Here is a 12,616-nt window from a genome sequence, read left to right on the forward strand (position 1 = left end):
CAGGGGCGCTGCGCTTCATCCTTTTGCACCTTCGATGCTGGGCCAGCAGCTCAATGGCATCGGTGGCCAGTTGTTCGGTGGACGGCGGCCAGCCGTCAATTTCCGACAAAGGGTTGGCTGACGCAGCCTCCAGCAACATCTCGAACTACTTTGCCTCCCGGTGTGCAGCGTCGTTACGGTCCCAATCGTATTCTTGGTCGGCCTGGCCTGGGTTTACACCACAGGATACGCGTGGTTATAAGCTTTTTTAGGTTGCCTGAGGAGGCTGTCCAACCACCCTGAGTCAGTGGGGGATAAAAGCGTTGGGGCATTGGTGTTGATCTTCAGTCCCTTGGCTTGCCAATCATTCATGACGCGCTCAAGCTGATCGATGTATTCGCTGGCAGGGCAGGCAATATCGCACCAGGGGTCAACAATCCAGGCATCGCGAAATGCCGGTTCTGAAAAATCGAGGGTCGCCGGTGGCCGCTCGACAGGGCCGCCGATCACGGTGAATGCATGGGCATCGCCGGCTGCCCATTCATACGCCCGACCGTCGCTCTGTGAAATGATCGCTTTGGATAACTGGCTCATTTCGCCGCAGTTTCCAGCGCCGGCTTTCAATATCAGGTTTGCGCGATCCAGCGCGTGCGGGTTGGTGGTATTGCGCATCCATTCGACTGTCGTGCCTGCTGCCCTGGCTCTGGCGATATCATTGGGTGAACGCACTATGTTACCTGACCCCAGCCCCGTGGCCTTGAGCCCACGTTTCACCGCCTCGTTGGCATTTTTTGCGAAAAACTCGTTTTGTTGTTCAGCCGTCAAGCCATTGAAATTACTTGGCTTTTTCAAAGGCCGAACCCGTGCCGGCTTGAGGGCGATATCGGGTTTTTCGATGGCGTTACGACTTTGCAGCTGGTACACCACTTCACGCTTTTGCTCAGCCGTCATATCCGACACGCTGTTCTTCAGGTCCTGAATCTGGGCAGGCGAATAGCCGGATTTTTTCAGCGAATTCAGGGCCTGGTCCAATGTCGGCAACGCGACAAGGTCAGCGTCAAAAGGTACGGCGGCGATACCCTGGCGTTGGGTCAGTTCCTTGCGGTACTGCTTGATCAGCGCTGTGTCAAAATCACCCGGCTCACAATGAATGAAGTTGACTTTGCCTGTCTGTTCCGCGGTGATCAGTGCTTTATAGAACTCTCCAGTGTCCGCCTCGACGATCAGATATTTTTTACCGTTGGCGATGTTCGGGTTTGAAACCACGATGCCGCGAACTTCACGGGAATCATTGCAGACGTCGCTGATTTTCCCCAGTTTGACGACGTAGCTTCGATTGAGAAGAAATTCGCTCTCGCTGGCGTCGTACATGCCGAAACGGGCGTTTTTACTGATAGTGCCCTCGACGAGTGTTCGGTACCTGATAAACGGCTTATCCGGCAGGGGTACCAGTTTGTTGCCCAATTCAGTGTCAACCACGCGGTTCAAGCGTTTTTCGAAAATGACCTCGCGGTCTGCGTTGAACAGGGACTTGCGCGGCGCCGGGAACAATCGTACATGCTCCAGTGACTGCAGCTCCTTGCTCGCTTCACCGCTGACAGGTTCCAGGGCCTTGACGAAACACATGTCGTTGAGGCCGCGCCTGGACCTGCCTGAAAGTGAAACAGGCGCTGGACAAATGTCTTCGAAACGCTCGAGGGTCCCTGTGGGTTCGGTGGATTCCAGGTTGATCAGCCGCTCAGGCTTGTCGGTATCAAAGCGATAAACGCGTTCACCGTCCACCAGGTCGAAGCCTCGTGAGCGGGCTATCGAATAAGCGTCCGGCGACAGGGGTTGGTCGATAACCAACGCGCTGGCCCCATCGACGAACGTTTCCTGAGTGACGGGTAATGTCGGACCAGCCACGGCATCCCTTGAAGCCCCACTGATGGCAGGTTGTAAACCGGGGCCGGCCAAAGGGCGTGCCGCTGCGCCTTCGGTCGCTACCGCAAAAGGGTCGTCGGGACGTTCCGCGGCATCGATTGAGAACAGCGCATTGAGCAGGCCGTCAAGGGCTTTGGCCGCACCGTCGCGGCGCTCTGCCTGTGTGTCTCCCGAGCTGGACTTTTCCTCCCCAAGGGTGCCTTCGGCAATCCCGGCAAGAATCGCCAGTGCCGCAACCGGCTCGGCAATGGGCGCCATTTTGGCCAGCAGGCCGGCGGCTACGGACACGTCGTTAAGCCAGATATCACGGGTGACTTCACTGTTGGATTTGATGGTGATGTCTGCATCGATATGCATGCGTCGGCTGGTGGCTCGCATGATGCTGTCGAATACATCGCCTTTGATCGGGAAGTTGCCCCGATCGATCACGGTCCCCTCCAGGTTGTCCCAGGCACCTGTGGCCAATCTCTGGAGTGCGGTGTCCACGCCTTCTTCCGGACGGTCCGTAGGGATCAGATTGGTCAGCGGAAACAGTGCGTGCTGGATTGTATCGAGTGTGCTTGCCGGTCTGTCCTGACGATCATCCAGGTTGAAATGGGAGGCCAGGGCCTTGCGTTTAGCCGGGTCCCTGGCTTGATCGGCCAGCCATTGGTCCATGCTCTCCAGCGAAGCGAACGACACAAATGCGGGGGAATGGCCCGGAATGTAGAGGGTTTGCCGGCCATCGCGGCGACCCTTCAGATACAGATATTGGCCGTCGTCCAGGTCGGTGAACCGCACGATGTCATTGGACGGCAGTCCGTTGATATCCAGCGCGTGCGCGCGCACCAGATCCTTGACGGGAGCCCGGGCCTGCAGCGCCTCGAAAGGCAGTGGTTGCTGCGGGTCCACAGGCACATTGGAGGCGGCCTTCATCACCCGTTCATAGTCGCTGCGGGTAAACCGCTCTTCGAGCGGGAGTCTGGCACGCTCCTCGGGCGTTAATTTTTCGTAGGCGTTGAGTTGTGTACGTGCCTGATAAACGAATTCGCCTTTGAGAGTGTCGCGATACTCGTCCGCATGCTCGTTCCAGAAGCCGTTGAGCTTGTCCGTGATGTGCTGCTGGAAGTCGGTTGTCCAGGCCTCATGCATGACCTTTGAGGGGGGCAGCGGGAATTCGTTATGCGCGCCGTATCCGCCGGCTTTGCTCTTGCCAGGACCGTCTGTGTATAAACCGGCTTGTAAATCAAGGTTGCCGGGAACCCAGTCGTGCTCCGAAAAGTTATCCAGCAATGCGTCGGGTAAACGCAACGAGGAGGTTGGTTCCTCGCCGGTGTGCTCCCATCCCGTCTGGGTGTCGGCGGATTGGGATTGACTGAAGCGGTTCAGATAGATCGTGTCTGCATCGACGACCTTGCCGGTCAGTTTGAGGATGAGGGCTTCGGCCCATTTTTTTGCTTCGTGGCGCACGTCCGGCAGGGCGCGATTGACCTTGAGCATAAGCCGTGCGAAATCGCTCTTGTCGGCTTTCGATTCGCTCAATGCAGTGTAGTGTTCCTGGGCGTGACGCTTGAGCTGTTCCAGCGCGGTCGGTGTCCTGGCGCTGGCCGGGCGGAGCGAGTCGCTGGGAGCAATCGGGTCGAAGGCGGCCTGATCACTGAGTTGTTCGGCGCGCTCAAGTGTTACAGCGCTTTCCAGGTGGCGCGTTTCGCCGTGGAAGTCGGCCACCACGCCCAGAGGGGTGATGATAAAACCATTTCCAGCAGCTATTTGCAGCGACTGATCAGGCGATGGCGCAATGACTTGCGCTACCTTCATGATCGGCCCGGCAACATCGCGCCAACCCGAATGGTCGTTCAGAGAAAAGACTTTCACCTCACGTTCACCTTTGGCCAGCAAGGTGCCGGTGGCGGGGTTCAACTCAAGCTCAGCCAGATAGAGGTTTTTTGAGGCCATCCACTGTTGGACTGCGGGCTGATCGAAGAGACTGCGATAGAGCTCCAGGCACGCCCCCAGCGTCGTTTGGTCGGGCACGCGCACCCACGCGGGTTCCTCGTCAGAAACCGTCTGGCGTAACGCTGTCGTGTAGGCCTCGACCAGTTTTTTCTCTGGTGTATCGGTCTGGGTGGGAGGGGCGAGTGCGGGGCTGAGCGCGTGGATCGCGGCTTGTCGTTTTGCCTGGACAGCGCTGGAGCGCTCGTCGGTCGGAGCAGGGTCGGTGCGCAATGCGCTGAAGCCGCCACGTTGTAGCTCGGACGAATACTCGAGGGCGCCCAGCATCGTGTCGGGTGGGGCCGGTTCTGCATAGAAATTCAACACCGATGCCACATCTACCCACAACTCGGGGTAAGGGATTTTTTCAGCGGAACCTGCGGCCAGCGTTTTCACTTCATGCAGTATAGGATCGGCTACCGCTGACCAAGCGGGATCTTCGGTTGTAAAGCTGGTGTGTCTGCCGTTGGCAGTTGCAGTCAGGGTGCCCGATTGGGGGTCTATGCGTATCGTCTTTATATCAATGCCCTGGGTCGTGGCAAACTGCACAAATGCTTCACTGGCCAGGGACCGTTTGTAGGCAGTCCACGCCACGCCAAACGTTGTGTCTGACGTTACGTATACCGGTGACTCAAAGCCTTCTCTCGCTAACCGGTATACGCTGGTCGCGCACGCATACGCCAAATCCCGGTCGCCACTTTCGAGTATTTGCGCAGCAGACAGATTGCGCTTCGATGCCGGTAGCGCCAAAGGCTCTGTGGAGAGGGTGACAGCCGCCGAATCCATAGCATCCTTCTGATTTTGCCTGACGCGCAGGTAAGCTTGTTCGTCGGGGTTGGAAGCTGGCTGAATATCCTCGTCAACGGATGGGAACCCTTGGCTATCGAGCAGTTCATCGATAGCGCTCAGCGTCTCGCTCAGGCCAGTGCTGACAGGCACGGCGTAAAAATCACCAATGACTTCCAACGACGCGCGGTTCGGGCCGGTAAATTCAAACGGGCCCGGCAATGTCGGCATCAGTGCGCGAGCAATGGCGCAAAGCGTTGCTGACACCTCCCTCCAGTTAGGATCCGCGTTGGTGAGTGTTGTGGGTACCCCGTTGCTGATACATTCCAGTCGGCCTTCTGAAGGAAACAGTTTGAAGTTTGCGGTATTGATATTTTTTTTTGGTGCATAGGAAGCGAGGGGTTCTTTTTTGAGCTCCTCGGTGAAGCGCGACAACACCTGCCCAAAGGTGGAGTAGGGCGGGATGTTCTCCAGGATTTTTGCGGGCGGTGCTTTCGTGGGGGCATTGGTCAACGCGACAGCCCTGTCGGTGAGCGCCGCTGTGAACGATTTGCTCAGCAAGAAGTCGTCATCGGTCACCAACTCTTCAGCTTTTTTCTGTCCTTCAAGCGTAGCGAAGTTGATCGGCGTGTCGCGCTTCGAACGAGCATGGCGGACAGGCTCATTTGCCATAACCGAATTAACCGGTGAAGCGTCTTCCTGATAGGCCTGTTGGGATGCAAAGCGAGATTCAAGAAGGGATACAGGACGCATTCGAGAGCCTTGTGAGGAGTGGATCGTCCTGGGTGTGTGGCGGGTGCTGTTGAATGGTTCCTTGCTGCGCGGGCCTGAAACCTTGAGTGCCTCGATCAGAACGGCGCCCGAAAAATCCGGGCGCGGTAAGGTGTCAATTCACATTTGTCGCCGGTGCGGCTGCCGCCCGCACGCCTGCGACGATGGCGATCATGCCGCCAATGGCTTGCTCGTCGTGGCTTTTTTATGGGCCGCCTTCATCGCTTCCATTTCGGCACCCAGCTCGTCAAGCGCGGCTTTACCCAGCAGCTTTTTCGCCTGGGGAAACATTTCGGTTTCTTCTTCTTCGATGTGGTGTTCCAGCAGCTCCTTTACCACTTTGACCCGACCGGAAAACTCGGTGGAGGCAGGGTCGGTCTGCTTCAGGTCGGGCAGCACTAGTGAATCCACGGTGCGGTGCTCTTCTTTGGCTTCGTGGTACATGATCTCCTGTTCCTTGCCACCTGCTTTCCTGAAGGCAGGATAAAGAATTTCTTCTTCCAGCTTGGTGTGCAGGGTGATTTCCATCTCCAGCTTGGCCAGCAAGTCGGTGCGTTTTTTCACCCCGCGCTCGGTGGATTCACTCAGTTGGGTCAGCAGGGTCTTGACGCGTTCATGGTCGGCTTTGAGAAGGTCGATGGCATTCATGTGGAACCTCACGGGTAGTCGTCGGGCATGTCGAAACGCACGCCTCGTGAGTAAGCACATTGCATCATGCGTACCAACTGTTGCGCTTATTAAATAGTGTTTAAAATCAATCAGATGGAGATGGTCTTCCGGTTCGCTGTCGTGCAACTTGCATGATCGCGCCTTGCCGGGATTGCACAACGCACAACCGCCGCCGCTGTTGTTGCGTGCTGTTGAACAATCCGATGGAACCCCTGACGCATTTGCTTGACCTAACCCATAGACTTCAGGAGGTGAAGCATGCAAATAGACTATATCTGGATCGTATTGGCGGTGGTTCTGCTGCTGTTGGAACTGTGGGCAATCAACATCGTATTGCGCAGCACCGGTGGCTGGGAGACCAAAGGGTTGTGGGTGGTGGTGCTGATCTTCGTGCCACTGCTGGGGCTGATCGCCTGGGCACTGTTCGGGCCCAAGCGTGAGATGGCGCAACAGCGCAAAAACTGATGCATTCAGCTAAAAAACAGGCGCCCATGGGGCGCCTGTTTTTATTGCAATGGACTGATCAGCCTGCGACAGCCCGGGCAATCGCTTCATTGAACGCCGGCAGGTCGTCCGGCGTGCGTGAGGTGATCAAGGTCCAGCCATTGGCCTTGCATTCCTGCACCTGGGCATCGACCACGCTGGCGGCGCCGGCGTTTTCCAAGTCGATACGCACGCTTTTATACGCGGTCAGGGTCTTGCCTTTGACTACGCCCGCGTCGATCAGCGTCCAGGGTCCGTGGCAGATGGCCGCAATGGTCTTGCCGGCCTGGGCGAACTCGTTGATCAGGCGCAGCGCGGCGCTATCCTGGCGCAGCGTGTCGGCATTCACGGTGCCGCCGGGAATGACCAGCGCATCGAAGTCGCCGCCGACTACGTCCGACAGTTGCTCGTCGGATTCCACGGTCTGGTCCTTTTCCGTATCGCCCACGAATGTCTGGGTGATGCCGCCTTTGCTGGAGGCGTGCGTCACGGTCGCGCCGTAGCCACGCAGGGCCTCCAGAGGCTTGAGCAGCTCATCGCGCTCGATACCGGTGTTGGAAGTGATGATCAGGATTTTCTTACCGTTGAGTTGCGCACTCATAAGCGGATATCTCCTGTTTGGGTGAGTGGATTACTTGGCGTATTTGCTTTGCAGCGCCTTGGCTTTTTCCAGATGAGCTTCAAGGGTCGGCAGGGTCTTGGTGGCGAAAGCTTTCAACTCGGCGTTGTCCGAGGACTGCGCTTCCTTCTTGAACAGTTCGACGGTTTTCTCGTGGGCGGCCACCTGGTTGTTGGCGTAGGCCTTGTCGAACGATTCGTCGCGCATTTCCAGGATGGCTTTCTTCGCCTTGTCGGTCAGGGCGGCGTCATCCGGTACTTCGATATCGAGTTTTTTCGCCAGCGCCATCAATTCCTGATTGGCCTTGGTATGGTCGGTGATCATGTGTTGCGCGAAGGTTTTCACGTCCGCCGAGCCGCTTTTTTCCAGCGCCAGTTTGCCGGCTTCCACTTCGGTGATACCGCCCTGGGCGGCATTCTCGACAAAGTCGTTGGAGGTTGCGGCCATTGCGGTGGAAATCGAGCCCGCAACCAGCGCGAATGTCAGGCCCATTTGTTTCATCAGTCGAGTCGTCATGGTGTCTCTCCTTGGAAATGGCGTGATGCCGTTACGTGACTGTTGAACCGATGCCCGGGCAAAAGGTTTAAATTTTTTTTGCGCGCATTGACCGAACGGCAAGGCGTGGCAATTTCCTTGAACTAATCCAAATTCCCAGGGCTCTGCTGCATAGGGTCGCCACTGTGGGTGACCCGTCATTACCAGGAGATTGCACTGTGACTGATCACACGCCCGCCGATAAAACTCCCGAACCTATCAGTTCCGAAGACGCGCAAAAGGGCAATGCCGACGGCACCAAAGGGCAGACTCTGGAACGTGCGAACCCCAGGACCGAAACCATCGACAAAGTCGTGACGCCGACCTCAATCAAGGACCTCGAGCGCCAGACGGATGCCATCAACGAGAAGCTCAGCAAGGGGCAGCTCAGCAAGGGGCAGTGAGCATGGCCCGTTCCATCAGCGCGTCGGAGTTGGGCATTGAGCTCAAGCCTGGCGATGACAGCAGCTTGTTCAAGTGGTTTATTGCCAGTTTCCTGATGGGCAAGCGCATTCAGGCGCCTATTGCCGCGCAAGCGTACAAGGTGATCGTTGAAGAGGAGGGTCGCGACACAGCGCGCAAATTGCAGCACTGCACGTCGCGGGAACTGGTCGCGATGTTGGGGCGCGCGCACTATGTGCGCTACGACGAAACCACCGCACAGCGCCTGTTGGACCTGAGTGCAAAACTCAATGCTGATTACAGCGGCAGGATCACGCGGATTCTTCAGGCCAGCGATGACCGCCAGGCGTTCGAAAAGCGTCTGGGTGAGTTCGATGGCGTCGGCCCCAAGACCATCGAGATCTTCATGCGCGATGCCGCCACGGTGCTGTTTTGACGGCAGCGCTGTATGTGGGCTGTGCCGGCTGGAGCCTGCCCCGCGAACATTGGCCGGCCTTCATTGAGCAAGGCACGCATTTGCAACGCTACGCTTCGCGTTTCAATGCGGTGGAAATCAACAGCTCGTTTTATCGGCCTCACTTGCCCAAAACCTATGAGCGCTGGCGCGAGTCGGTGCCGGCGGGGTTTCGTTTTTCAGTCAAGGTGCCCAAGCGGATCACCCACGCGCTGCGCCTGCAGCAGTGCGGCACCGCCCTGGACGAATTTCTCGCGCAATGCCTGCAACTGGACGAGAAGCTCGGTTGCCTGCTGGTTCAACTGCCGCCGTCCCTGAGTTATGAGCCGCTGGTTGCCCGCGCCTTTTTCGAGGCGCTGCGCCAGCGTTTTGCTGGCGCTGTGGTGCTGGAACCGCGCCATGCCAGTTGGCTCGCGGCCGGAAGTCTGTTGCAGGCATTCGAGATCGGTTGGGTCACCGCCGACCCCGCCGTGATCGCCCCGGGCGATGCCTGGCATGGCGTGCGTTATTGGCGCCTGCATGGCTCGCCGCGGATTTACCACAGCGCCTATGGGCACGAGCGGGTGCAGGCGTATGCGCGGTTGTTGCGCGAGTCGATTGAAGAGGGCATTCCCACCTGGTGCATCTTCGATAACACCGCCAGCGGCCATGCGGTCGCCGATGCCCTGGACCTGCTGGACCTCCAGTCATAAACGCAATGGCTGGTTGCCTGGGCGATCGCCGGTTACTCTCTGGGTTCAGTTCAGGGAGAGGTGACCCGATGTCGTTGATCACAACCATCGAAGATTTACGCAAGCTTGCGCAAAAACGTGTACCCCGGATGTTCTACGACTACGCCGATTCCGGCTCCTGGACTGAGAGCACCTACCGGGCCAATGAAAGCGACTTTGCCCGTATCAAGTTCCGTCAGCGCGTGGCGCGCAACATCGATGAACGGTCGATTCGCGCCAGCATGATTGGCCAGGACATGGCCATGCCGGTAGCGCTGGCGCCTACCGGCCTGGCGGGTATGCAGCACGCCGATGGCGAGATCCTGACCGCGCGCGCCGCCGCCGCCTTTGGCCTGCGCTATACCTTGTCGACCATGAGCATCTGTTCGCTGGAAGACATCGCCGAGCACGTCGGCCAGCCCTTCTGGTTCCAGTTGTATGTGATGCGCGACCGTGGGTTCATCGAGCGCTTGATCGAGCGCGCCAAGGCGGCGGGGGTGGACGCCTTGGTGTTGACGCTGGACTTGCAGATCCTCGGGCAGCGCCACAAGGATTTGATCAATGGCCTGTCCGCGCCGCCCAGGCTGACCCTGCCGAACATCCTCAACATGCTGACCAAGCCGCGCTGGGTGATGGGCATGCTCGGCACCCGGCGCCATGGCTTCGGCAATATCGTCGGGCATGTGACGGGCGTGGCCGACATGAGTTCGCTGTCGGCGTGGACCGCCCAGCAATTCGACCCGCGCCTGAGCTGGGACGATGTGGAGTGGATCAAGAAGTGCTGGGGCGGCAAGCTGATCATCAAGGGCATCCTCGATGTGGAGGACGCCCGCCTGGCGGCCAATGCCGGCGCCGATGCGTTGGTGGTGAGCAATCATGGTGGCCGCCAGCTGGATGGCGCGCCGTCGAGCATCAGCCAATTGCCGGCGATTGTCGAGGCGGTAGGCAATCGCATGGAAGTGTGGCTCGATGGGGGCATTCGTTCCGGCCAGGACGTACTCAAGGCCATGGCGCTGGGCGCCAAGGGCACGATGATCGGCCGCCCGCACCTGTATAGCTTGGGGGCGATGGGCGAAGCGGGCGTGACCAGAGCGCTGGAGATCATCGCCCGTGAGCTGGATGTATCGATGGCGCTGTGTGGCTATAACGATATACGTGATGTGAATCGCGAGATCCTGCTGCCTGGCACGTTTCCTGACGGCGTTTGATGGGCGAAAAAACCTGAAAAAGTAAAAAGAGTTGTCCACGAAAACCGTGGGTATCTCTGTGGATAACTTTGCAAGGGCCCGGCAGCGTTGGCGATTTAACCTGCGATCAATATTTGATCAACTTTCAGCGACGGCCAATATGGGCAGGGTTTGCGCTTGACAGGCCTCGGCCAAACCAGTGCCGAAAAGCGCATTTATGAGTCGTTCCCTCGGCGTGTGGAGTGGGTGACCACCGGTGATGGCATCGTCGTTTGCATCAGTTTGTGCAGTGCCAGGCCATAATTGCGTCCGGCCAGGCTCATGCTGTTGTTATGGCCGGCCCCCGGCACCAGTAACAGCCGCTTGGGTTCCTGGGCGGCTTCAAACAATTGCTGGCTGAAACGCGGTGGTACGTAGCGGTCATCGAGACCATGCACCACCAGCAATGGCATATGGATATCGGCCATCTTGTCGATGGAATCGAATTTCTGCGACAGCAACCAACGCACCGGCAATGAGGTGTTGGCAACTGCGGTGGCGACATCCCCCAGGGACGTAAAGGTGGATTCGATCACCAAGCCACGCACCGGCAGCGGTACCTGCCGGCTCAACTCCGCAGCGAGGTCGATGGCCACCGCGCCACCCAGGGAATGGCCGTAGATCAGGCGTTTGCCGGGGTCCGGTTGCAAGGTTTGAAAGCGCTCCCAGGCGATGCGCGCGTCTTCATATACCGTGGTTTCCGAAGGCAGGTCGCCATGGCTTTTGCCAAAGCCGCGATAGTCGATGGCCAGCACCGAATAGCCCAGGGCGTGCAACTGTTCGATGCGAAACAGCTGGCCGGTGAGGTTCCAGCGCACGCCGTGCAGGTAGAGGATGGCGGGCGCGTCTTTTTGCGCGGCCGGGTACCACCAGCCATGAATATTCTGGCCGGATTTGAATGCGGCGGGCTTGATATCGAACTCCTGCACGGCGCTTGGCAGGCCGGTGTACCAGCCTGCGGTGCCCGGCTCGATGCGAAACACCAGTTCGCGCTCCTTGTGTTGCAGCACGGCGCAGCCGACCGGCAGGCCCACGATCAACAGAGCCATGCACAGCAGCACAAACCGGCGCAGGCCCCGGCGGGGCATAGAACGAGATGACATGAAGGTTCCAGGACAAAGGTGAAGCACGGGTTGTATCAGATGGCCCGGCCCTGGGAGAAATTAATGCGACGGCCGTAACGCGCGATTGCTTGCAAAGTGTTGCAGCGACGCACGCGGGCAACCTGCTTGACGCTGCGTGACCTGCACGCGATGCTCCGTGTTTTGAGCAAAGGCCCGACCATGGACAACAGCCCCGTGCGCATCACCGCCGAAGAAACCCTTTCGGATAACTGGTACCTCTTGAAGAAATACAGCTTCGACCTGCGCCGTCGCGACGGCAGCTGGCAAGCCCAGACCCGCGAGGTGTATGACCGGGGCAACGGTGCGACCATCCTGTTGTACAACCGCGAGCAGCGCACGGTGCTGCTGATCCGCCAGTTCCGCATGCCGACGTTCGTCAATGATTACCCCGGTTACCTGATCGAAGCGGCGGCCGGGTTGCTCGACAACGCCAGCCCCGAGGAGCGCATCCGCCTGGAAGCCGAGGAAGAGACCGGCTACCGCGTGGGGCATGTCGAGAAAATCTATGCGGCGTTCATGAGCCCGGGATCGGTGACCGAGCGCATTCACTTCTTTATCGGCGAGTACCAGGCGGGCGACCGGGTTGGCGCCGGCGGCGGCCTGGCGGAAGAGGGCGAGGATATCGAAGTGCTGGAGCTGGGATTCGAGCAGGCGTTGGGAATGGTGGCCAGCGGGGAGATTGTGGATGGCAAGACCATCATGCTGTTGCAGCATCTGGAACTGCGCATGTTGAAAGAACGCTGGTAGCGGGATCGCGCCTGACGAGCAAAGCGCGGCGGCCTTGGAGCCGACCAGCATCTTGTGCCGATCCCGGTCCAAATGTGGGAGGGGGCTTGCCCCCGATGCGGTATGTCAGCCAGCGCTGTTGTCGCTGACCCACTGCCATCGGGGGCAAGCCCCCTCCCACACGTGCAGTGTGTTTACTCCTGGTTTTAAGGTCAGCCTCCCAACCCCGACTGACGGCT

The 12,616-nt window shown here is 58.7% G+C and carries 11 protein-coding genes and 1 pseudogene; 7 read left to right on the forward strand and 5 right to left on the reverse strand.

Going from position 1 to position 12,616, the window contains the following annotated elements; translation table 11 throughout:
* Positions 1-34: 34 nt before the first annotated feature.
* Positions 35-226, forward strand: a pseudogene (locus TU82_RS29245) (DUF2946 domain-containing protein); the annotation flags it as partial.
* Here TU82_RS29245 and TU82_RS20725 read toward each other — a convergent pair.
* Entirely contained in the window at positions 214-5,412 is a 5,199-nt protein-coding gene (locus TU82_RS20725) for a dermonecrotic toxin domain-containing protein (protein ID WP_156421677.1), read from the reverse strand. The pseudogene TU82_RS29245 and the gene TU82_RS20725 overlap by 13 nt on opposite strands.
* Before the next feature lie 189 nt (positions 5,413-5,601).
* Positions 5,602-6,078, reverse strand: a complete 477-nt coding sequence (locus TU82_RS20730; protein ID WP_057725087.1) for a PA2171 family ribosome-binding persister protein — start codon at positions 6,076-6,078, stop codon at positions 5,602-5,604.
* Between the two features lie 279 nt (positions 6,079-6,357).
* On the opposite strand from TU82_RS20730, the gene TU82_RS20735 reads away from it, so the two are divergent.
* The gene (locus TU82_RS20735; RefSeq protein ID WP_057725088.1) at positions 6,358-6,564 is read left to right on the forward strand and encodes a PLDc N-terminal domain-containing protein; all 207 of its coding nucleotides are present in this window, start codon (positions 6,358-6,360) and stop codon (positions 6,562-6,564) included.
* A gap of 58 nt (positions 6,565-6,622) precedes the next feature.
* Here the strand turns inward: TU82_RS20735 and TU82_RS20740 are convergent, their stop codons facing one another.
* On the reverse strand, positions 6,623-7,183 hold the full coding sequence (locus tag TU82_RS20740) for a type 1 glutamine amidotransferase domain-containing protein (RefSeq protein WP_057725089.1): 561 nt from the start codon (positions 7,181-7,183) through the stop codon (positions 6,623-6,625).
* Between the two features lie 30 nt (positions 7,184-7,213).
* On the reverse strand, positions 7,214-7,717 hold the full coding sequence (locus TU82_RS20745; RefSeq protein WP_057725090.1) for a DUF4142 domain-containing protein: 504 nt from the start codon (positions 7,715-7,717) through the stop codon (positions 7,214-7,216).
* Positions 7,718-7,914: 197 nt separating this feature from the next.
* On the opposite strand from TU82_RS20745, the gene TU82_RS20750 reads away from it, so the two are divergent.
* The 4 genes from TU82_RS20750 (at position 7,915) to TU82_RS20765 (ending at position 10,509) form a co-directional block, all read left to right on the forward strand.
* On the forward strand, positions 7,915-8,139 hold the full coding sequence (locus tag TU82_RS20750; protein WP_057725091.1) for a hypothetical protein: 225 nt from the start codon (positions 7,915-7,917) through the stop codon (positions 8,137-8,139).
* A gap of 2 nt (positions 8,140-8,141) precedes the next feature.
* Positions 8,142-8,573, forward strand: a complete 432-nt coding sequence (locus TU82_RS20755; protein WP_057725092.1) for a hypothetical protein — start codon at positions 8,142-8,144, stop codon at positions 8,571-8,573.
* The gene (locus TU82_RS20760; RefSeq protein WP_156421678.1) at positions 8,570-9,283 is read left to right on the forward strand and encodes a DUF72 domain-containing protein; all 714 of its coding nucleotides are present in this window, start codon (positions 8,570-8,572) and stop codon (positions 9,281-9,283) included. Before TU82_RS20755 ends, TU82_RS20760 begins: the two co-directional genes overlap by 4 nt.
* 68 nt (positions 9,284-9,351) lie before the next feature.
* Positions 9,352-10,509, forward strand: coding sequence for an alpha-hydroxy acid oxidase (locus tag TU82_RS20765; protein WP_057725093.1), 1,158 nt, complete (start codon positions 9,352-9,354; stop codon positions 10,507-10,509).
* 194 nt (positions 10,510-10,703) lie between these two features.
* Here TU82_RS20765 and TU82_RS20770 read toward each other — a convergent pair whose 3' ends face one another.
* Positions 10,704-11,630: an alpha/beta hydrolase gene (locus TU82_RS20770; protein ID WP_057725094.1), complete on the reverse strand. Its 927-nt coding sequence runs from the start codon at positions 11,628-11,630 to the stop codon at positions 10,704-10,706.
* A 180-nt stretch (positions 11,631-11,810) separates the two neighbouring features.
* Between TU82_RS20770 and TU82_RS20775 the strand changes: the two genes are divergently transcribed.
* Positions 11,811-12,398, forward strand: coding sequence for an NUDIX domain-containing protein (locus TU82_RS20775; protein ID WP_057725287.1), 588 nt, complete (start codon positions 11,811-11,813; stop codon positions 12,396-12,398).
* Positions 12,399-12,616 lie beyond the last annotated feature (218 nt).

The organism is Pseudomonas orientalis, from assembly GCF_001439815.1.
Classification (GTDB): domain Bacteria; phylum Pseudomonadota; class Gammaproteobacteria; order Pseudomonadales; family Pseudomonadaceae; genus Aquipseudomonas; species Aquipseudomonas orientalis.

Bases quoted from the DNA above. Each gene is read 5' to 3' on its own strand.
- TU82_RS20725 (WP_156421677.1), bottom strand. From the start codon at position 5,412: ATGCGTCCTGTATCCCTTCTTGAATCTCGCTTTGCATCCCAACAGGCC.
- TU82_RS20730 (WP_057725087.1), bottom strand. From the start codon at position 6,078: ATGAATGCCATCGACCTTCTCAAAGCCGACCATGAACGCGTCAAGACC.
- TU82_RS20735 (WP_057725088.1), top strand. From the start codon at position 6,358: ATGCAAATAGACTATATCTGGATCGTATTGGCGGTGGTTCTGCTGCTG.
- TU82_RS20740 (WP_057725089.1), bottom strand. From the start codon at position 7,183: ATGAGTGCGCAACTCAACGGTAAGAAAATCCTGATCATCACTTCCAAC.
- TU82_RS20745 (WP_057725090.1), bottom strand. From the start codon at position 7,717: ATGACGACTCGACTGATGAAACAAATGGGCCTGACATTCGCGCTGGTT.
- TU82_RS20755 (WP_057725092.1), top strand. From the start codon at position 8,142: ATGGCCCGTTCCATCAGCGCGTCGGAGTTGGGCATTGAGCTCAAGCCT.
- TU82_RS20765 (WP_057725093.1), top strand. From the start codon at position 9,352: ATGTCGTTGATCACAACCATCGAAGATTTACGCAAGCTTGCGCAAAAA.
- TU82_RS20770 (WP_057725094.1), bottom strand. From the start codon at position 11,630: ATGTCATCTCGTTCTATGCCCCGCCGGGGCCTGCGCCGGTTTGTGCTG.
- TU82_RS20775 (WP_057725287.1), top strand. From the start codon at position 11,811: ATGGACAACAGCCCCGTGCGCATCACCGCCGAAGAAACCCTTTCGGAT.